The sequence below is a fragment of the Blastococcus deserti genome, assembly GCF_042682525.1.
GTDB classification, from domain to species: Bacteria; Actinomycetota; Actinomycetes; order Mycobacteriales; family Geodermatophilaceae; genus Blastococcus_B; species Blastococcus_B deserti.
The window spans coordinates 37,749-56,749 of sequence record NZ_JBHUHP010000010.1; the positions used below are offsets into that span (position 1 = coordinate 37,749).

Annotated in this window: 17 protein-coding genes; 15 read left to right on the forward strand and 2 right to left on the reverse strand. The window is 74.0% G+C overall.

Features of this window, described 5'->3' with window-relative positions; genetic code table 11:
* The first annotated feature begins 26 nt into the window (after positions 1-26).
* The 7 genes from ACFSHS_RS11035 (at position 27) to ACFSHS_RS11065 (ending at position 8,180) form a co-directional block, all read left to right on the forward strand.
* The gene (locus ACFSHS_RS11035; protein WP_376875337.1) at positions 27-458 is read left to right on the forward strand and encodes a hypothetical protein; all 432 of its coding nucleotides are present in this window, start codon (positions 27-29) and stop codon (positions 456-458) included.
* Positions 455-1,117, forward strand: a complete 663-nt coding sequence (gene folE / locus ACFSHS_RS11040; RefSeq protein ID WP_376875340.1) for a GTP cyclohydrolase I FolE — start codon at positions 455-457, stop codon at positions 1,115-1,117. The genes ACFSHS_RS11035 and folE overlap by 4 nt, the downstream gene beginning before the upstream one ends.
* A 5-nt stretch (positions 1,118-1,122) precedes the next feature.
* Positions 1,123-2,355, forward strand: coding sequence for an NAD(P)/FAD-dependent oxidoreductase (locus tag ACFSHS_RS11045; RefSeq protein WP_376875343.1), 1,233 nt, complete (start codon positions 1,123-1,125; stop codon positions 2,353-2,355).
* Positions 2,356-2,526: 171 nt separating this feature from the next.
* Positions 2,527-3,867, forward strand: coding sequence for a type I glutamate--ammonia ligase (gene glnA, locus ACFSHS_RS11050; protein WP_376875346.1), 1,341 nt, complete (start codon positions 2,527-2,529; stop codon positions 3,865-3,867).
* 72 nt (positions 3,868-3,939) lie between these two features.
* Positions 3,940-4,671: a type 1 glutamine amidotransferase gene (locus tag ACFSHS_RS11055; RefSeq protein ID WP_376875349.1), complete on the forward strand. Its 732-nt coding sequence runs from the start codon at positions 3,940-3,942 to the stop codon at positions 4,669-4,671.
* A gap of 7 nt (positions 4,672-4,678) precedes the next feature.
* The gene (locus ACFSHS_RS11060) at positions 4,679-7,789 is read left to right on the forward strand and encodes a bifunctional [glutamine synthetase] adenylyltransferase/[glutamine synthetase]-adenylyl-L-tyrosine phosphorylase (protein ID WP_376875352.1); all 3,111 of its coding nucleotides are present in this window, start codon (positions 4,679-4,681) and stop codon (positions 7,787-7,789) included.
* A gap of 58 nt (positions 7,790-7,847) precedes the next feature.
* Positions 7,848-8,180 carry a CDGSH iron-sulfur domain-containing protein gene (locus ACFSHS_RS11065; protein WP_376875355.1) on the forward strand — a complete coding sequence of 111 codons (333 nt, stop codon included), beginning with the start codon at positions 7,848-7,850 and terminating at the stop codon, positions 8,178-8,180.
* Positions 8,181-8,202: 22 nt separating this feature from the next.
* Here ACFSHS_RS11065 and ACFSHS_RS11070 read toward each other — a convergent pair whose 3' ends face one another.
* A complete protein-coding gene (locus ACFSHS_RS11070; protein WP_376875358.1) occupies positions 8,203-9,216 on the reverse strand; it encodes an iron-containing redox enzyme family protein in 1,014 nt (337 codons plus the stop codon).
* A gap of 74 nt (positions 9,217-9,290) precedes the next feature.
* On the opposite strand from ACFSHS_RS11070, the gene ACFSHS_RS11075 reads away from it, so the two are divergent.
* The 8 genes from ACFSHS_RS11075 to ACFSHS_RS11110 all read left to right on the forward strand — a co-directional run bounded on the left by ACFSHS_RS11075 (position 9,291) and on the right by ACFSHS_RS11110 (position 18,093).
* Positions 9,291-10,136, forward strand: coding sequence for an SDR family NAD(P)-dependent oxidoreductase (locus ACFSHS_RS11075; protein ID WP_376875361.1), 846 nt, complete (start codon positions 9,291-9,293; stop codon positions 10,134-10,136).
* A 118-nt stretch (positions 10,137-10,254) separates the two neighbouring features.
* The gene (locus tag ACFSHS_RS11080) at positions 10,255-11,127 is read left to right on the forward strand and encodes an FAD binding domain-containing protein (protein ID WP_376875364.1); all 873 of its coding nucleotides are present in this window, start codon (positions 10,255-10,257) and stop codon (positions 11,125-11,127) included.
* A 1-nt stretch (position 11,128) separates the two neighbouring features.
* Positions 11,129-11,599: a (2Fe-2S)-binding protein gene (locus ACFSHS_RS11085; protein ID WP_376875367.1), complete on the forward strand. Its 471-nt coding sequence runs from the start codon at positions 11,129-11,131 to the stop codon at positions 11,597-11,599.
* Positions 11,596-13,899 carry a xanthine dehydrogenase subunit D gene (pucD, locus tag ACFSHS_RS11090; RefSeq protein ID WP_376875370.1) on the forward strand — a complete coding sequence of 768 codons (2,304 nt, stop codon included), beginning with the start codon at positions 11,596-11,598 and terminating at the stop codon, positions 13,897-13,899. The genes ACFSHS_RS11085 and pucD overlap by 4 nt, the downstream gene beginning before the upstream one ends.
* Positions 13,900-14,017: 118 nt before the next feature.
* Positions 14,018-14,584 carry a DUF1353 domain-containing protein gene (locus ACFSHS_RS11095; RefSeq protein WP_376875373.1) on the forward strand — a complete coding sequence of 189 codons (567 nt, stop codon included), beginning with the start codon at positions 14,018-14,020 and terminating at the stop codon, positions 14,582-14,584.
* Between the two features lie 182 nt (positions 14,585-14,766).
* On the forward strand, positions 14,767-16,563 hold the full coding sequence (locus tag ACFSHS_RS11100; RefSeq protein WP_376875376.1) for a bifunctional metallophosphatase/5'-nucleotidase: 1,797 nt from the start codon (positions 14,767-14,769) through the stop codon (positions 16,561-16,563).
* An 84-nt stretch (positions 16,564-16,647) separates the two neighbouring features.
* Positions 16,648-17,376, forward strand: coding sequence for a glutamine amidotransferase (locus ACFSHS_RS11105; protein WP_376875379.1), 729 nt, complete (start codon positions 16,648-16,650; stop codon positions 17,374-17,376).
* Positions 17,377-17,454: 78 nt separating this feature from the next.
* A complete protein-coding gene (locus ACFSHS_RS11110) occupies positions 17,455-18,093 on the forward strand; it encodes a hypothetical protein (RefSeq protein ID WP_376875382.1) in 639 nt (212 codons plus the stop codon).
* Between the two features lie 103 nt (positions 18,094-18,196).
* Here ACFSHS_RS11110 and ACFSHS_RS11115 read toward each other — a convergent pair whose 3' ends face one another.
* Positions 18,197-18,925, reverse strand: a complete 729-nt coding sequence (locus ACFSHS_RS11115) for a GntR family transcriptional regulator (RefSeq protein WP_376875385.1) — start codon at positions 18,923-18,925, stop codon at positions 18,197-18,199.
* Positions 18,926-19,001: the final 76 nt, after the last annotated feature.

Consider the following 19,001-nt stretch of genomic DNA (forward strand, 5'->3'; position numbering starts at 1 on the left):
CGTCATTGGTTTTAGAGGAGACCTCCATGACCGTCCACCTGACCCGTGCCCACCCCCTGCTCGCCACCGACCCCGGCCGGCAGGCGTTCCTGCTGCTCCGAAGCCTGTTCAGCGTCGCGCCCATCGCCTTCGGCCTGGACAAGTTCGCCAACCTCCTCACCGACTGGCCGGCCTACCTGGCGCCGTGGATCGACGACCTCGTCCCGGGCACCGCGCAGCAGGCGATGTACGCGGTCGGGGTCGTGGAGGTGCTGGCCGGCGTCGTGGTCGCGGTCGCCCCGCGGTTCGGCGGCTGGCTGGTCGCGGCCTGGCTCGGCGGGATCATCGTCGACCTGCTCACCATCCCCGGCTTCTACGACGTGGCCCTGCGGGACTTCGGCCTCCTGGTCGCCGCCGTCGCCCTCGCCCGGCTCGCCGTGCGCTACGCGCCGGGCCGCGATGTCAGGACCCGGTCATGACCGCGCCCCGGCCGGTCACCGGGCCCGAACTGCTGCCCGCGACCGCGGAACGTTCCCGGGCCCTCCGTGTCCTCCGCGCGAGCCGCCGCGCGGTGGACCTGCCGGCCACCGAGCAGGCGGTCGACCAGCTCCTCCGGGCGCTGGGGCGCGACCCGTCCCATCCGCACCTGGCCGACACGCCGCGCCGCGTGGCCGCGACCTACGCCGAGCTGCTGGCCGCTCCCGAGTTCGACCTGACGACCTTTCCCAACGAGGAGGGCTACAACGAGCTGGTGCTCGCCACGGACATCCCGGTCCGGTCGCTGTGCGAGCACCACCTGCTGCCCTTCTCCGGTGTGGCCGCCATCGGCTACCTCCCCGGCGACCGGATCCTCGGGCTGTCGAAGCTGGCCCGCGTGCTCGACCTCTTCGCGCGGGATCTCCAGGTGCAGGAGCGGCTCACCCAGCAGGTGGCGGACTGGCTGCAGGACAACCTCGCCCCGCGGGGGGTCGGGGTGGTGGTCCAGGCCGAGCACCTCTGCATGTCCCTGCGCGGTGTCCGCGCCGCCGGATCGCGCACGATCACCTCCGCGCTGCACGGGCTGATGCGGGACGATGCGCGGACCCGGCAGGAGTTCTTCGCCCTGTCGGGCACGGCGGCCGATCGTCGGAGGGGCTGATCCCCATGACCGCGCAGGAGAAGACGTACGTGCTGGTCGGTGCCGGACTGGCCGGCGCCAAGGCCGCGGAGACCCTGCGTGCCGAGGGCTTCGACGGCCGGGTGGTCCTCGTCGGCTCGGAGCCCGAGCTGCCCTACGAGCGGCCGCCCTTGTCGAAGGGGTACCTCCTGGGCACGGCCGGACGCGACAGCGCCCACGTGCACGCCCAGGACTGGTACGCGGCCCACGGGGTGGAGCTGCGCACCGGCACGCGGGTGACCCGGCTGGACGTGGCCGGCCACCGGCTCGCGCTCGACGACGGGGAGGAGCTGCCCTACGCGAAGGTCCTGCTGGCCACCGGGTCCTCGGCCCGGCGGCTGCCCGTCCCGGGCGCCGAGCTCGAGGGCGTCCGGTACCTGCGGACGCTGGCCGACGCCGACCGGCTGAAGGCAGACCTCGCCGAGGGGGGACGGCGGATCGTGATCGTCGGCGCGGGCTGGATCGGCCTGGAGGTCGCGGCGGCCGCCCGCTCCCACGGCAACGCGGTGACCGTGGTCGAGCCGCAGCCCACGCCCCTGCACGCCGTGCTGGGTCCGCAGATGGGCGGGGTCTTCGCGCGGCTGCACCGGCGGCACGGCGTGGACCTGTTCACCGACACGACCGTGCGGGAGATCCGCGGAGCGGGCGGGCGGGTGGCGTCGGTGGTCACCGACGGTCGCGCCGGCCTCCCCACCGACCTCGTCGTCGTCGGCATCGGCGCCGTCCCGAACACGGAGCTGGCGGCGACGGCCGGGCTGGCGGTGGACAACGGGGTCGTCACCGACCACGCGCTGCGCGCCTCGGCGCCGGACGTGTACGCCGCCGGCGACGTGGCGGCGTCGTTCCATCCGCTCTACGGCCGGCACGTGCGGGTGGAGCACTGGGCCAACGCGCTCAACGGTGGGCCGGCCGCCGCACGGTCGATGCTCGGGCACGACGTCGTGTACGACCGGGTGCCCTACTTCTACACCGACCAGTACGACCTGGGCATGGAGTACTCCGGTCTGGGCGGCCCCGGTGACACGGTGGTCTGCCGCGGCAACCCCGAGGACGGCGGCTTCATCGCGTTCTGGACGGCAGACGGCCGCGTCACGGCCGCGATGAACGTGAACGTCTGGGACGTCACCGCGCCCCTCCAGGAGCTCATCCGCAGTCGCCGGCGGGTGCCGGTCGCCGCGCTCACCGATCCCGACACGCCCCTGGAACGGCTGGTGGGCTGACCCTCGCGTCGATCATCGTCTCCGGGCCCGGGACACGGGGGGACACGTCGATCGGGCGTGCACCGGGACGATGATCGACGCGGAGCGCGCCCCCGTGTGCCGATCGCCCGGAGGGGGCAGGCTGGGGGTGACGTCACACCCCGGAAACGAGCGGACGCGATCATGCCCAACATGGACCGACAGCAGGAGTTCGTCCTGCGGACCCTCGAAGAGCGCGACATCCGGTTCGTCCGGCTGTGGTTCACCGACGTGTCGGGCTACCTCAAGGCGGTCGCGGTGGCCCCGGCCGAGATCGAGGCGGCCTTCGCCGAGGGGATCGGCTTCGACGGCTCGGCGATCGAGGGCTTCGCGCGCGTCTACGAGTCCGACATGCTCGCCAAGCCCGACCCCGGCACGTTCCAGGTGATGCCGGCGAGCGAGGGCCGGCCCAGCGACACGGCGCGGATGTTCTGCGACATCACGCTGCCCGACGGGTCACCCGCCTGGGCCGATCCGCGCCACGTGCTGCGCCGGACGCTGGCCAAGGCCGCCGACATGGGCTTCACCTTCTACACCCACCCCGAGATCGAGTTCTTCCTGCTGAAGGACCTGCCGACCGACGGCAGCCCGCCCGAGCCGGCCGACACCGGCGGCTACTTCGACCTGTCGACGCACAACGTGGCGCACGACTTCCGCCGGGAGGCGGTCTTCGCGCTGGAGGCCATGGGCATCTCGGTGGAGTTCAGCCACCACGAGGTCGCGCCCGGCCAGCAGGAGATCGACCTGCGCTACGCCGACGCCCTGTCGATGGCCGACAACATCATGACGCTGCGCCACGTGGTGCGGGAGGTCGCGCTCGCGCAGGGCGTGCACGCCACGTTCATGCCCAAGCCGTTCACCGACCTGGCCGGCTCGGCCATGCACACCCACGTCTCGCTGTTCGAGGGCGACCGCAACGCCTTCCACGACGCGGCGGACCCGATGCGGCTGTCGACGACCGGCAAGCAGTTCATCGCCGGCCTGCTGATCCACGCCCGCGAGTACACCGCCGTCACCAACCAGACGGTGAACTCCTACCGGCGCCTGCTGGCCGGGACCGAGGCCCCGACGGCGGCCACGTGGGGGCGGGCCAACCGCTCGGCGCTGGTGCGGCTGCCCTCGTACAAGCCGAGCAAGGCGCAGTCGGCCCGCGTCGAGGTCCGCTCCCCGGACTCCGCCTGCAACCCGTACCTCACCTTCGCCGTCCTGCTGGCCGCCGGGCTGCGCGGGATCGAGAAGGGCTACGAGCTGCCGCCCGAGGCGGAGGACGACGTCTGGTCGCTCACCGACACCGAACGGCGCGCGGCCGGCTACGAGGACCTGCCGGTCTCCCTCGGCGAGGCGCTGACCGCGATGCAGGGCAGCGAGCTGGTGGCCGAGACGCTGGGGGAGCACGTCTTCGAGTTCTTCCTGCGCAACAAGTGGGAGGAGTTCAACTCCTACCGGCAGAACGTCACCCCGTTCGAGCTCCGCCGCTACCTCCCCGGCCTCTGAATGGCCTCGTCGCAGGGGTCCGGGCCGAGCCTGCGAGGCCCGGGAGGCGACGAGGTCCTTAGGCTCGACGGCGTGAACCGTCTGCTCGCCGTCGTCCCCAGTGAGAGCGATCCGCCGGCCCGGCTCGGCGACTGGCTGCGGGCGGCCGGGCTGGAGCTCGACGAGCGTCACCTCGGGATCGGCGATCCGCTCCCCGGGAGCCTCGAGGACCACGACGGGCTGGTGGTCCTCGGCGGCCCGCAGTCGGCCACGGACGACGACGCGACCAGCCCCGAGCTGGTCGGCGTCCGGTCGCTGCTGCGGCAGGCCCTGGACGCCGACGTCCCGACGCTCGCCATCTGCCTCGGTGCCCAGTTGCTGGCGGGCGTCGGTGGCGGCCGCGTGCGCACCGGCGTCGACGGGCCCGAGGTGGGGGCGACGCTGGTCGCCAAGCGGGACGCCGCGGACGCCGATCCGCTGTTCGGGCCGCTGCCGCTCTCGCCCGACGTCCTCCAGTGGCACCACGACGAGATCGCCGAGCTGCCCACCGGGGCCACGCTGCTGGCGAGCAATCCGCACTACCCGCACCAGGCGTACCGGGTCGGGCGGCACGTGTACGGCCTCCAGTTCCACATCGAGACGACGCCGGGGATGGTGCGGGAGTGGGCCGGCTCCGACCCGGTCGGCGTGGCCGCGAGCCCCCACGACCTCGAGACGCTCTGTGCCCGGGCCGCGGCCGCCCACCCCGACATCGAAGAGGTCTGGGCGCCGTTCGCCGGCCGGTTCGCCGACCTCGTGCGGGCCCGCGCCCACCAGGCGGCCTGAGCCTGCGATGACGCTGGCCGAGGAGGAGATCCCGCGGCGCGCGGTGGTACGCCTGGTCCGGTTCGGGTTCGAGGACGGCGCCCGCGCGGCGCGGCTCCTGTCCGACCCGGCGCTGGGGCTCTGGGACCTCGAGCGCAACGAGCCGGCCGACCCCGAGGCCGGGCCGGTGGTCGCCGCGCTGGCCAGGGCCGGTGATCCCGACCTGGCGCTCCGGTCCCTGCACCGGCTGGTCGAGGCCCTGGACGCGTCGGACGTCTCCGGTGGCTCGGCGGCGGCGCTGCTGGCGGGGCTGCGCGGCTCGGCCCTGCTGCGCGGCCGCCTGCTCGCCGTCCTGGGCGCCAGTTCCGGGCTCGCCGACCACCTCGCCGCGCACCCGGCCGACTGGACCGTCCTGGACGACGACGCCGACGGCAGGCCGCGGGGCTCCGACCGGCCGAGCCCCGAGGAGCTTCGCCGCGACATGCTGGCCGCGGTCGGCGCCGACCCCGACGACCCGCCGTGGGGCGTGCGCCTCGGCCGGGCGGCGCCCGACGCGTCCCCGGAGCGGATACGGGAGCTGCGGCTGGCCTACCGCCGGGCGATCCTGTCGGTCGCCGGCCGGGACCTGGGCGACGGCCTCCCGGCCGAGGAGGTCGCCGCCGAGCTGGCCGACATCGCCGCCGCCGTGCTCACCGCGGGCCTCGCCCTGGCCGTGGCCGAGCAGCCGGCCACGGCCGCGCCCTGCCGGCTGGCGGTCATCGCGCTGGGCAAGGCGGGGGGTCGGGAGCTCAACTACGTCAGCGACGTGGACGTCGTGTTCGTGGCCGAGCCGGTCGACCCGGACGAGTCCGAGAGCGCGGCCCTGTCCAGCGCGACCCGGGTCGCCGCCGCGCTCATGCGGATCTGCCACGAGGCCGCCTGGGAGGTCGACGCCGCGCTGCGCCCGGAGGGGAAAGCGGGCGCGCTGGTCCGGACCGTGGCCGGGCACGAGGCCTACTACCAGCAGTGGGCCAGCACCTGGGAGTTCCAGGCCCTGCTGAAGATGCGCCCCGTCGCCGGCGACCCCGACCTCGGCCGCGCCTACGTCGAGGCGCTGTGGCCGCTGGTGTGGAAGGCGGGGGACCGGCCGGGGTTCGTCGGCGAGGTCCAGGCCATGCGCCGGCGGGTCGAGGCCAACATCCCTCCTGCCCAGGCCGAGCGGGAGCTCAAGCTGGGCCGCGGCGGGCTGCGCGACGTCGAGTTCGCCGTCCAGCTGCTGCAGATGGTGCACGGGCGCATCGATACGTCGCTGCGGGTGGGGGGCACCCTGCCGGCGCTCATGGCCCTGTCGGCCGGCGGCTACGTGGGCCGCGACGACGCCGCGACCCTCATCGCCTCCTACCGGTTCCTGCGCACGGTCGAGCACCGGCTGCAGCTCCTGCGCCTGCGGCGCACCCACCTGCTGCCCACGGACGAGCAGCAGCTGCGCTGGCTCGCGCGCTCGCTGGGCTACAAGCCCGACGCCCGGGGCAGCGCCGTCGACGTCCTGGACGCCGAGCTGACCCTGCACACCCGCGAGGTGCGCCGGCTGCACGAGAAGCTCTTCTACCGGCCGCTGCTGTCGGCGGTCGCCCGAGTTCCGGGGGAGCACCTGCACCTCGGGTCGAAGGCAGCGGGCGACTGGCTGCGGGCACTCGGGTTCGCCGACCCCGACGGCGCGCTGCGGCACCTGGCCGCGCTCACCGGCGGGGTGTCCCGCTCGGCGTCGATGCAGAAGTACCTGCTGCCGGTCCTCCTGCAGACCTTCGCCTCGTGCCCCAACCCCGACGCGGGTCTGCTGGCCTACCGGCAGGTCAGCGAGGCGCTGGGCGGGAACCAGTGGTACCTGCGGCTGCTGCGCGACGAGGGGCAGGTGGCCGAGCGGCTGGCCCAGCTGCTCGGGTCCAGCCAGTACGTCGCCTCGCTGCTGACGCGCACCCCGGAGGCGCTGCGGCTGCTGGCCGACGACGAGCAGCTGGAGCCGCGGGGCGTCGGCGCCCTCGCCGGTGCGTGGCGGCAGGCGGCCGGGCGGGCACCGGACCCGCAGGCCGGCATCCGGGTGCTGCGGGGGCTGCGCCGCCAGGAGCTGCTCCGGGTCGCCTCGGCCGACCTGCTCGGCCGGCTGGACGTCGTCCGGCTGGGGCAGGCGCTCACCGACATCGCGGCCGCCACGCTGCAGGTCGGCCTGGACGTCGCGGTGCGCGCGCACGGTCTCGAGGCCGGGATCGACCCGGCGGACATGCCGATGGACATGGCGGTCATCGGCATGGGCCGGCTCGGCGGGGCCGAGATGGGGTTCGGCTCCGACGCCGACGTGCTCTTCGTGCACCGCCCCCGGGAGGGCGCCGACGAGGGGAAGGCCACCGCGGCGGCCAACGCCGTCGCCCACACGCTGCGCCGGTTGCTCGCCGAGCCGGCCCCCGATCCCGCGTTCGAGGTCGACGCCGACCTGCGTCCCGAGGGTCGCCAGGGCGCGCTGGTCCGCAGCCTGCCGGCCTTCCGCGAGTACTACGAGCGCTGGGTGTCGGTCTGGGAGGTGCAGTCGCTCCTGCGGGCCGCCCCGGTCGCCGGCGACGAGCAGCTCGGCGCGGACTTCGTGGCGATGATCGACCCGATCCGGTACCCGGACGGTGGCCTGGCCGACGAGCAGGTGGCGGAGATCCGCCGGATCAAGGCACGGGTGGAGCGGGAGCGGCTGCCCCGCGGCGCCGATCCGGCGACGCACACCAAGCTCGGCCGGGGCGGCCTGGCCGACGTCGAGTGGACCGTGCAGCTGCTCCAGCTGCAGCACGCCGCCGAGGTGCCGGCCCTGCGGGTGCAGCCGACGGTCGATGCCCTCGACGCCCTGGGGGACGCGGGGTTGCTCGACCGGGAGCAGGCCGACGCCCTGCGGGCGGCCTGGGAGCTGGCCACCCGCGCCCGCAACGCGATCTTCCTGGTGCGGGGCCGACCGAGCGACCAGCTCCCGCGGCCGGGGCTGGAGCTGGCCGGCGTCGCGCGGGCGTGCGGCTACGGGCCCGACACCGACCCGGGTCAGTTCCTCGACGACTACCGCCGCACGTCCCGGCACGCCCGCGCCGTGGTGGAGCAGGTCTTCTACGGCCGGCCCGCCGACGCCTGACATCCCTCATCGGGTGACCGCGTGTGTGCCGGGCGGTCCCGTCGGGCAGGGGAGGGTCGTGTCGCGCTCCGTGTCGGTCGAACCCGAGCTGCCCGAGGACGCCGACGCCGCCGGGACGCACGACGGCATCGACGACCGGGCCACGATCACTCCGTACCGCGACGGACCCCTGATCGTCCGCGGGAACTTCCGGCTGGTCGACCAGGACGGGAACGAGATCGACCCCGGGCGGCAGACGATCGCCCTGTGCCGGTGCGGCAAGTCGGGCATCAAGCCGTTCTGCGACGGTGCCCACAAGCGGTCGGGCTTCTCCGCCCCGAGCGCGCCCAGCCGCCCCCGCCCCGCGGCGCGGATCCTGCGGGAGGCCCGGGAGCCGGCGGGGGAGGGCTGAGCCGGATCGGGAGCCGGCCCGGTCAGGCGGCGAGGCCGCGTTCCCCCCGCAGGGCGGAGCGGCCGGTCTCCCAGGCGCCGAGCAGGTGCGTGGCGGCTACGCCGTCCATCGCCAGGGAGCAGGCGGCGCCGAAGAGGACGTCGGACGCGAGTTCCGGCTCGTCGGCCACCAGGGAACCGCACATGTCGACCGACGCGATCTGCTCGTGCACGGCGTCGGCCTCCACGTGCTCGTCGTAGAAGACGGTCACCCGCTCGTCGAAGCCCAGGCGGCGCAGGCCGGCCGAGTACCGGCGGCTCGGCTCCGACGAGGTCATCTCCACCGCCGCCAGATGGCCGAGCGCCGCACCGCGCCACCGCCGGTGCAGCCCGAACAGCGACATCGTGTTCACCGACGCGAACGCCACGGCGGGCGCCTCGTCCCACAGTGCCCCGTAGGCCGGGTCCAGACCCAGGTCGCGCATCAGGCCGGCGAACAGCTCGCTGTGCATCCGCGCGGGGGCACCGCCGCCGTACTCATCGGCCTGGATCTCCACCATCGCCGCCTTCGCCCGGCCGGACAGCCGGGGGATGGCGAAGGTGTGCGGATCGGCCTCCTTGAGGTGGTAGACCGACCGGAGGGTGAGGTACTCCCGCCACTGGTCGAGCGTCCCGTGCTTGGCCATGAACGCGGAGAGGGACGGTCCGTCGTCCGCGGCGATCAGCGCGGCCAGCTGGCGATCGATCGGCTCGTCGGTGACCGCGATCGGGCCCACCAGGTGACGGAGCCCGGCAAGGTGGCGGCGCTCCAGCCCGGCGCGCACCCGCAGCAGCGCCGGGTCCCACTCCCAGTCGTCGGCGACGCCGTCGAACCCGCGGTAGTGCAGCTCGTACAGGACGGCGAGGCCGATCTGCAGGTCCTCGTCGGTCAGCGCGCACGCCCCTCCGGCCGCGACACGGTCGGCGCGCTCGATCGTCGTCGCCGACAGCGCGGTGCGGGTGGCCAGGTCGCGGCACAGGGTCTCGCTCAGCGGACCCCGGGGCTCGGGCAGGTGCATGCGGAGGCCATTCCCCCACCTGCGGGATCGATGCGCCCGGCACATGTGATGTCCCCCAGGGGTAGTACGCCCCCATGCCCTCTCCGTGGAGCCGCGTCGTCCTCGTCACTGGCGGTAGTGCCGGCATCGGCCGGGCCACCGTCTCCCGGCTCGTGCGGGAGGGAGCCCTGGTGGTCACCTGCGCCCGCCACGGGGAGCGGCTCGACGAGGCGATCGGCGACGTGCCCGGCGTCACCGGCGTGGTCGCCGACGTGGCCCATGCCGACGACCGGGCGATGCTGGTCGACCGGGTCCTGGACCGGCACGGTCGGCTGGACGCGGTGGTGCACAACGCCGGGCTCGGCTGGGCCGGGCTGCTCGAGGACATGCCCGGGGAGGTGGTCGAGGGCATCGTCGCGCTCAACCTCACCGGGGTCATCGAGCTCACCCGGCTGACGCTGCCGCACCTGCTGACCGCGGCCGAGCGAACCGGCCGGGCCGACGTGGTGGCCGTCTCGTCGGTGGCCGCGTGGTCGCAGATCCCTCCGTTGACGGTCTACTCGGCGACGAAGGCGGGGGTGCACGGCTTCGTGAAGGGCCTGCGGCGCGAGGTGACCGCCCGGGGCGTGCGGGTGCACACGGTCAACCCGTTCTTCGTCGAGACCGAGTGGCTCGCCCGCGGCCACGGCCATCCGCCGCTGTCCGACGCCGACGCCCGGGGGCGGCTGTCGCGCGGGATCGACCCGGCGCGGGTCGCCGAGCAGATCACCCGCTGCCTGGACGCACGAGGTGGGCGCACCGTCGCCGTCCCGCGGTGGTCGGGGCTGGCCCGGCTCGGGGAGCTGCCGCCGGTCGGTCGCACCCTGGATCGCGTGCTGTCGACCCGCGCCGACGGCATCCGCCGGTTGGCCGCTCGCGCCGTGGAGCGGCGGACCCGCTGAGCTGCCCGCGTGGCGGGTCGGTCGTCGGTCCGGTGACGGGAGCGCCGGCAACCCTTGCCACGCCGGGCCCGGAGCGGTTGTCTCCAGGAGGACTTCCCGTGGACGGCGAGAGGCTTCGATGGACTTCCTGCAGCCGACGTCATGGGCCGAGGCCCTGGCGGTGCGTGCCCAGCGCGCCGACGCCGTCCCGATCGCGGGCGGCACCGACGTCATGGTCGACCTCAACTTCGACCGCCGCCGGCCGGGCGCGCTGCTGGACCTGGGTCGGGTCGCCGAGCTGGGGGAGTGGGCGGTCGAGGACGGCTGGGTGCGGCTCGGGGCCGGCGTGCCCTACGCCCGGATCATCGACGAGCTCGGCGCGGAGTTGCCCGGCCTCGCCATGGCCGCGCGCACGGTGGGCTCGCCGCAGATCCGCGCCCGCGGCACGGTCGGCGGCAACCTCGGGTCGGCGTCCCCGGCCGGCGACGCCCACCCTCCGCTGCTGGCCGCCGGCGCCGTGGTCGAGGTCGCGTCCGCGGCCCGCGGCCCGCGGCGCATCCCGGCGGCGGAGTTCTACACCGGCGTGAAGCGCAACGCGCTCGCGCCGGACGAGCTGATCGCCGCCGTCCTCGTGCCCGCGGCCGCGGGGCCGCAGCAGTTCTGCAAGGTGGGCACGCGCAACGCCATGGTCATCGCGGTGTCCGCCTTCGCCTGCGCGCTGCACCCCGACCGCAGGGCGGTGGGCACCGGCATCGGCTCGGCCGCCCCGACCCCGCGCCGGGCCCCGGAGGCCGAGGCGTTCCTGGCCGGGGAACTCGACGCCGCCGGGCTCTGGGAGTCGCGCGGCGAGCTGCCCGACGCGTTGGCGCGGGCCTTCGGCGAGCGGGTCGCCGCCGCCGCGTCGCCCATCGACGACGTCCGGGGGAGCGCGGCCTACCGGCGGCACTCCCTGGCGGTGATGGCGCGGCGCGCCGCCCGCTGGGCCTGGGACGATCTGCGGAAGGCGGCCTGACATGCGCATCACCACCACCGTCAACGGGACCGAGCACGAGGTCGACGACGTCTGGGCCGGGGAGAGCCTGCTCTACGTGCTGCGCGAGCGTCTGGGCCTGCCCGGGTCGAAGAACGCCTGCGAACAGGGCGAGTGCGGCTCCTGCACCGTGTACCTGGACGGAGAGCCGGTCTGCTCGTGCCTCGTCGCGGCGGGCCAGGCGATCGGCCGCGAGGTGACCACGGTCGAGGGCCTCGCCGAGGGCGACAGGCTGCATCCGGTGCAGGTGGCCTTCGTGGAGGCCGGCGCCGTCCAGTGCGGGTTCTGCACCCCGGGGCTGGTGGTCGCCGCGCACGACCTGCTCGCCCGCGTGCCGGTCCCCTCCGACCTGGAGATCCGCGAGGCGCTGGCCGGCAACCTCTGCCGCTGCACCGGCTACGAGAAGATCCTGGACGCCGTCCGGCTGGCGGCGCAGCGGCAGGCGCAGGCATGAGCACCGACGCCGGCACGCGGACGACGACCACCGCCACGACCTCGCCGGGGCGGATCGGCGACAGCCCGCTCCGGCCCGACGGAACGCTCAAGGTCACCGGCGAGTTCGCCTACGCCAGCGACCTGTGGCACGACGACATGGTCTGGGGCGTGACCCTGCGCAGCCCGCACCCGCACGCCCGCATCAGGGGCATCGACCTCACCGAGGCCCTGACCGTCCCCGGCGTGACCGCCGTGCTGGCCGCGGAGGACGTCCCGGGCGAGAACACCTTCGGCCTGGAGCACGCCGACCAGCCGGTGCTGGCCTCGGAGTTCGTCCGCTACGAGGGGGAACCGGTCGCCCTGGTGGCCGCCGACCACCCGGAGACCGCGCGCCGGGCCGCCCGACGGATCCGCGTCGACTACGAGGTGCTGCCCGCGGTCACCGACCCACGGCGGGCGATGGACCCCGACGCGCCGCCGGTGCACCGGCCCGGCAACCTGGTGCGGCACCTGAAGCTGCGCCGCGGGAACCCCGACGCCACGGCGCCGGTCGTCGTGTCGCTGGACTTCGAGGTCGGCATGCAGGACCAGGCCTTCCTGGGGCCCGAGTCCGGGCTCGCCGTCCCGGCCGAGGACGGCGGCGTCGACCTCTACGTCGCCACCCAGTGGCTGCACGTCGACCAGCGGCAGATGTGCCTCGCGCTCGGGATGCCTCCCGAGAAGGTGCGGCTGCACCTGGCCGGGGTCGGTGGCGCCTTCGGCGGCCGCGAGGACCTGTCGGTCCACATCCACGCCTGCCTGCTGGCGCTGCGCACCGGCCGGCCGGTGAAGATGTCCTACGGCCGGGAGGAGTCCTTCTACGGCCACGTCCACCGGCACCCCGCCTGGCTGACCTACGAGTTCGGCGCCGAGCGGGACGGCACCCTCGTCTACGCCCGGGCCCGCACCATCCTCGACGGCGGCGCCTACGCCTCCTCCACGGCCGCCGTCGTCGGCAACGCCGGCACGCTGGGGCTGGGCCCCTACCGCATACCGAACGTGGCGGTCGACGCCTACGGGGTGTTCACGAACAATCCGCCGTGCGGGGCCATGCGCGGTTTCGGCTGCGTGCAGGCGGCGTTCGCCCACGAGGCGCTGATGGACGAGCTGGCCGCCGCCGTCGGGCTGGACCCGGTGGCGATCCGGCAGCTCAACGGCATGCGGGAAGGTGACACGAACATCACCGGCCAGGTCATCGACTCCGCGGCGCCGGTGGCCGAGCTGGTGCAGATCGTCGCGGACCTGCCCCTGCCGCCCGAGCGCGGCGACGATCCCGATCTGCGGTCGCTGCCCGGCTCGGTGGGCAACACGACCCACGGCGAGGGCGTCGTCCGCGGCATCGGCTACGCGGTCACCTACAAGAACGTCGGGTTCTCCGAGGGGTTCGACGACTACTCGACCGCCCGGGTGCGGCTGGAGATGACCGGTGGCGAGGCGGTGGCCACGGTGCACACGGCGGCCGCCGAGGTGGGGCAGGGGCTGATCACCGTCGAGCAGCAGATCTGCCGCACCGAGCTCGGTGTCGAGCGGGTCGTCGTCCATCCCAAGAACACGGCCGTCGGCTCCGGCGGCTCCACGTCGGCGTCCCGGCAGACCTACGTGACCGGTGGGGCGGTGAAGGCGGCGTGCGAGGCGGTGCGCGCCGTCGTCCTGGAGCGGGCGGCCCTGTCGCTCGGACGCGATGCCTCCCAGCTGTGGCTGGACGGCGGCAAGATCGTGGGCGCGTCGGGCGAGGTGCTGGCCGGGCTCGAGGAGGTCCTCGGCCACGACGCGGTCGAGGAGACCGTCGAGTGGCGCCACCGGCCCACCCACGCCGTCGATCCGGAGACCGGGCAGGGCGACGCGCACGTGCAGTTCGCGTTCTCCGCGCACCGGGCCGTCGTGGACGTCGACGTGGAGCTGGGGCTGGTCAAGGTGGTCGCCCTGGACACCGCCCAGGACGTCGGGAAGGCCATCAATCCCGACGCCGTCGTCGGCCAGATCCACGGCGGGTCGGCGCAGGGCATGGGCCTGGCACTGATGGAGGAGATCGTGGTGACCGACGGGCACGTGCGGAACCCGTCGTTCACCGACTACCTGATCCCGACGATCCTCGACATGCCGCCGATGCGGGTCACGGTGCTCGAGTACGCCGATCCGCACGCGCCGTACGGGGTGCGCGGAGTGGGGGAGCCGCCGACGATCTCGTCCGGTCCCGCGGTCGCCGCCGCCGTGCGGGCCGCGTGCGGCAGGCCGCTGCGCCGGGTGCCCATCCGCCCGGAGCACATCACCGGCACCTGACCCGTCGGTGGTCGTGCTGATCGGCCCCGGCGCCTGGACCGCCGGCCGGCTGGTCACCGGACTGTGCTGACCCGGCGGGTCGACGGGCGGGATCGGGCCGGCCGTCGGAGAGTGAGCCGTGCCGTTCGAACCGGGGTCGCTGACCGTCAGCAGGGTCGATGCCGACACGTGGGCGCTCGTCGACGAGCTGGTGTACCGGGGCAGGTGGGAGCGGTTCGTCGTCCCCGCCGGCTTCCGCACCGACTTCGCGTCGGTGCCGCGCGTGGTCACCTGGCTGATCCCGCGGTTCGGCGCGTACACACTGGCCGCAATCCTGCACGACTGGTTGTGCACCGAGGGCATCCGGTCCGGGGCGGTGACCTCCCGCCAGGCCGACGGGATCTTCCGGCGGGTCATGCGGGAGAGCGGAGTGCCGGTGCTGCGGCGCTGGCTCATGTGGGCGGGCGTGCGCTGGGGCGCGCTGACCGACGAGGAGCGGCGGGCCGGCTGGCTGTTCAGCGCCCCGGGGGTGCTGGCGATCTCGCTGCTCGCGGCGCCGCTGGTCGTCCCACCCGTCCTCGTCATCCTGCCGGGGCTGATGGTCTACGCGGTGGCCGAGGGGGTCGTGGCACTCGTGGTCCCGCCACGGCAGCAGCTGGTGCTGCGGACGCCCGGTTCACGGGCCGTCGACGGCCGGCCGGTGTGACAGGTGGGGCGTGGGCGACGCTTCGCGATGGTCCGGCTCCTTTCCGTCAGATCGCTCCGTCGGGCCAACGGACGGCGGAGTTAGCCTCGCGGTGCCTCGTCGTTCACCTGCCGCCCTCCGCTCGGACCTGCCGGTGGCGGTGAATGGGCGCCGTTCCGTGCAGGCATCCGTCAGGAGGATCGATGAACCGCACTGCCCTGCGCCGACTCGCCGCGGGAGCGGCGCTGAGCGCCCTCACGCTGGCCGGCGCCACCGCCGTCGCCCACGCGGCGCCCGGTCAGCCGTCCGGACCGAAGCCGGTGGAGGTGCAGCTCCTGGCCCTCAACGACTTCCACGGTCAGCTGGAGGCCGTTCCCGAGACCAGCTCCAGCGGTCGGATCCAGACCGGGGTGGACGCCGCCGGCAAGCCGGTGAACGTTCCTGCCGGCGGGGTGGAGTACCTCGCCACGCAGCTGGCCCAGCTCGCCGAGGAGCAGAAGAAGCACAACACCATCACGGTGGCGGCGGGTGACCTGATCGGCGCGTCCCCGCTGCTGTCGGCCGCCTTCCACGACGAGCCCGCGATCGAGGCGCTCGGTCTGGCCGGTCTCGACTACGCCAGCGTGGGCAACCACGAGTTCGACGAGGGCGCGGCCGAACTCCTCCGCATCCAGAACGGTGGCTGCCACCCGGTCGACGGCTGTCTCGACGGAACGCCCTACGAGGGGGCCGACTTCCAGTACCTGTCGGCCAATGCGTTCGTGACCGACACCGGTGAACCGTTGCTCGCGCCGTACGCCATCGACAACGTGCAGGGCGTCAAGGTCGGCTTCATCGGCATGACCCTCGAGGACACGAAGGCGATCGTCAGCCAGCAGGGTGTCGCCGGGCTGGACTTCGCCGACGAGGTGGAGACCGCCAACCGGTACGCCGCCGAACTCCAGGCCAAGGGCGTGGAGACCATCGTGGTGCTGCTGCACCAGGGGGGTAACCAGACCGGCCCCGATGCGTGGGACGTGAACGGCTGCAACGGCATGAGCGGCCCCATCGTCGACATCGCCAACGGGATGTCGGACGCGATCGACGTCGTCGTCAGCGGCCACACCCACCAGGCCTACAACTGCGACCTCGACGGGAAGCTGGTCACGAGCGCCAGCTCGCTCGGCCGGCTGGTCACCGACATCGGCTTGTCGATCGACCGCCGTACCGGGGACGTCCTGACCGCCTCGGCGAACAACGTCGTCGTGACCCGGGACGTGGCCAAGGACCCGGCGCAGACCGCGCTCACCACCCGCTACAACACGGCGCTCGGCCCTACGGCCGACCGCGTCGTCGGGTCGACGGCCGTGGCCCTGACCCGGAGCCAGGAGGCTCTGGGCTTCCCCACGTCGGTGACCGACGCCACCACCGGGACACTTCGTCCCGCCCTCGGCGAATCCCACCTCGGCAACGTCATCGCCGACGCCCAGCTCGCGGCGACCGACGACGAGGCCGGCGCCGTCGCCGCGTTCATGAACCCGGGTGGTGTACGAACCGATCTGGACGCCGGTCCGGTCTCCTACCGGGAAGCCTTCGCGGTCCAGCCGTTCACCAACAACCTGGTGACGCTCGACCTCACCGGTGCACAGCTCTACTGCATGCTGGAACAGCAGTTCGCGGTGGGCCACACGCTGTACGTCTCGAAGTCGGTCTCCTACGTGGTCGACCCGAACGGGACCAGCGCGCCGTCCAAGGAGGCCGCCTGCACCGGCACCCGGGTCGTCGACGGCAGCCTCACGATCGCCGGCGTCCCCGTGGCCGAGGCCACGACCTACCGCGTCACCGTGAACAACTTCCTCGCCGGGGGCGGGGACAACTTCTCGGTGATCACCCAGGGCACCAACCCGGTGACCGGGCCGGTGGACCTCGATGCGTTCACCGCTTACCTGGGTGGCAACTCCCCGGTTCCCGCCCCCACCCTCGACCGGATCAGGACCACCGCGGAGATCGCGGCGGGCTGATCCACCGAGCCCGTCGTACGCCTGTGGCCCCCGATCTCGCTCGAGGTCGGGGGCCGCAGGCAGTCGTGGACCTAGGATCCGCCCGTGCGGCCCTTCCTCCTGCTGTCCTCCCGCGGTGAGGACGTGGCCGCAGACGGCGAGTACGACGCCTTTCTCCGCTTCAGCGGACTGCCGCCCGAGCGGCTCCGGCGTATCCGCATGGAGGCCGGACCGCTGCCCGAGCTCGACCTGGACGACTACGCGGGCGTCCTCGTCGGGGGAGGGCCGTTCAACTCCAGTGACAGGCCCGAGGTCAAGTCCGCCGTCCAGCAGCGGGTCGAGCGGGAGCTGTCGGCGCTGCTCGACGAGATCGTGGCCCGCGACTTCCCGTTCTTCGGGGCCTGCTACGGGGTGGGCACGCTCGGCGTCCACCAGGGCGGCGTCATCGACAGCACGTACGCCGAACCGGTGTCCGCGGTGCGGATCCAGCTGACCGACGCGGGGCGGGAGGATCCGGTCCTCACCGGCATGGCCCCGGAGTTCGACGCGTTCGTCGGGCACAAGGAGGCCTGCAGCGTCCTGCCGCCCGGCGCTGTGCTCCTGGCGACCAGCGATGCGTGCCCGGTCCAGATGTTCCGGATGAAGCGCAACCTGTACGCGACCCAGTTCCACCCCGAGCTGGATGTCGAGGGCATCGTGACCCGGGTCCACGTCTACCAGCACGCGGGCTACTTCCCGCCGTCGGAGGTCGAGGCGCTGATCGCCCGTCTGCGTCCGGCCCGCGTCACGGAGCCGGGCCGGATGCTGGCCAACTTCGTCGCCCGGTACGGCTGACGGCGCCGAGGAGGGGCCGCTGGACCCCGGTACGTTCCGACCGAGGCGGCACACCGCGCAGCTCCCGGAGGTGAGCGGGTGAGCGATCCGTACGGCGGACGGCCCTGGCCACCGCCGGGCTGGGCCGGCGGGCCGCCGTCCGCCCAGGCGCCGTCCGCCCAGGCGCCGTCCGCCCAGCCGCCGTCCGCCCAGCCGCCCCGGTGGACCACCGTCGGGCTCCCGGTGGGGTTGATCGGGCTGGTCGTCGCCCTGCTCGCGGCCTACCTGGTGGTCGATGCTCGGCGCGGCGTCGACCCGCGCCTGCCCACGATGCCGGCGGCCGGTAGTGCGCTGCCGTCGTCCGAGCTGGACGGGCAGTGGTCCGGCGAGGGATCGCTCACCCGCTGCGCCGGGTTCGACGACCAGGACTGCCCCGAGACGCGCTCGATCACCCTCACCATCGACTGCTCGCAGGACCCCTGCGCCGTCACCCCGTTCCGGCGGGGTTACGGCAGCCCGCCGCTGCCGTTCGAGGACGGGGAGTACCAGGCCGCGGGCCCCGTGCCGCCGGAGGTCGCCCCCACCTGTGGCGGGACCCCCACCCGCAGCGCCCTGTGGCGGCTGCACCTCGTCGCCCGGGACGGGCGGCTGGGCGGCACCTACTCGGAGTCCACGGTCCAGGGGTTCGACTGCGGCGCGACGGGAGTGGAGTGGCAGGTCGTCCTCGAGCGCACGTGACCGCCCCCGCGCGTGGCCCTCACGGCGCGCTCCGACGCCGCCCGTCCCGCCCGCGGTCGGTCGCGTGCCTCGCTCGGGGCATCCGGGTGGCGACCACGCGCGGTCAGCGGCTGCGGACCAGCGTGAACTCGAACTTGTCCTCGACGAAGAACGTCCGCGACCAGCTGACGGCCTGCCCGTCCGGCAGGTACTGCACCTGGTCGAGGCAGACGTAGAGCGGTCGCTCCGGCCGGCGAGGTCCCCAACCGACGGACGTGTCGTGCACCGCGCGGACGTGGGCCACGGCCTGGACCGGCAGCAGTCCCAGGGGCTCCATGAACTCGAACACCGAGCCGGTGATGTCACCGGCGTCGACGCCATCAGGGAGGACGGCGGCGTTGATCAGGTCGTGCTCGAAGGCGACGACCTCGTCGTCGGCGAGGAAACAGCGCTCGATGGCGATGACGGGCAGGCCGGGCGACCCCTCGAGCCGCTCGGCCTCGGCCACCGTCGCCGGGCGCAGCTCGCGGGACCGGTAGACGACCTCGCAGCTGTAGCCCTGTTCGGCGATGATCCGGCTGGTCGACCGCAGCTGCTGCAGGCCCGCCTGGATCGCGCCCTGGTGGGAGGTCACGAACGTGCCCGCGCCGTGGCGGACGCGCAGCATCCCGCTGTCGACCAGGCGGGCGACGGCGCTGCGCACCGTCGGGCGGCTGACGCCGTACTCCGAGGCCAGCTCCTGCTCGGAGGGGAGCCGGTGCCCGGGCTCCCAGTGGCCGTCGGCGATCCGCTGGCGCAACCTGTCCGCGAGCTGTGCGGGCAGGGGGCGGGCGTCCCGTAACGGAGTGCTCACACGTCCCCTTCCGCGTCCTCTTGACGCCCCGGTGGACCGGCCTCGATAGTCGCACCCTACTGGATGACAGACGTCA

Coding starts and splice junctions, on each gene's coding strand:
- ACFSHS_RS11035 (WP_376875337.1), top strand. CDS start 27: ATGACCGTCCACCTGACCCGTGCCCACCCCCTGCTCGCCACCGACCCC.
- folE (WP_376875340.1), top strand. CDS start 455: ATGACCGCGCCCCGGCCGGTCACCGGGCCCGAACTGCTGCCCGCGACC.
- ACFSHS_RS11045 (WP_376875343.1), top strand. CDS start 1,123: ATGACCGCGCAGGAGAAGACGTACGTGCTGGTCGGTGCCGGACTGGCC.
- glnA (WP_376875346.1), top strand. CDS start 2,527: ATGGACCGACAGCAGGAGTTCGTCCTGCGGACCCTCGAAGAGCGCGAC.
- ACFSHS_RS11060 (WP_376875352.1), top strand. CDS start 4,679: ATGACGCTGGCCGAGGAGGAGATCCCGCGGCGCGCGGTGGTACGCCTG.
- ACFSHS_RS11070 (WP_376875358.1), bottom strand. CDS start 9,216: ATGCACCTGCCCGAGCCCCGGGGTCCGCTGAGCGAGACCCTGTGCCGC.
- ACFSHS_RS11075 (WP_376875361.1), top strand. CDS start 9,291: ATGCCCTCTCCGTGGAGCCGCGTCGTCCTCGTCACTGGCGGTAGTGCC.
- ACFSHS_RS11080 (WP_376875364.1), top strand. CDS start 10,255: ATGGACTTCCTGCAGCCGACGTCATGGGCCGAGGCCCTGGCGGTGCGT.
- ACFSHS_RS11085 (WP_376875367.1), top strand. CDS start 11,129: ATGCGCATCACCACCACCGTCAACGGGACCGAGCACGAGGTCGACGAC.
- pucD (WP_376875370.1), top strand. CDS start 11,596: ATGAGCACCGACGCCGGCACGCGGACGACGACCACCGCCACGACCTCG.
- ACFSHS_RS11100 (WP_376875376.1), top strand. CDS start 14,767: ATGAACCGCACTGCCCTGCGCCGACTCGCCGCGGGAGCGGCGCTGAGC.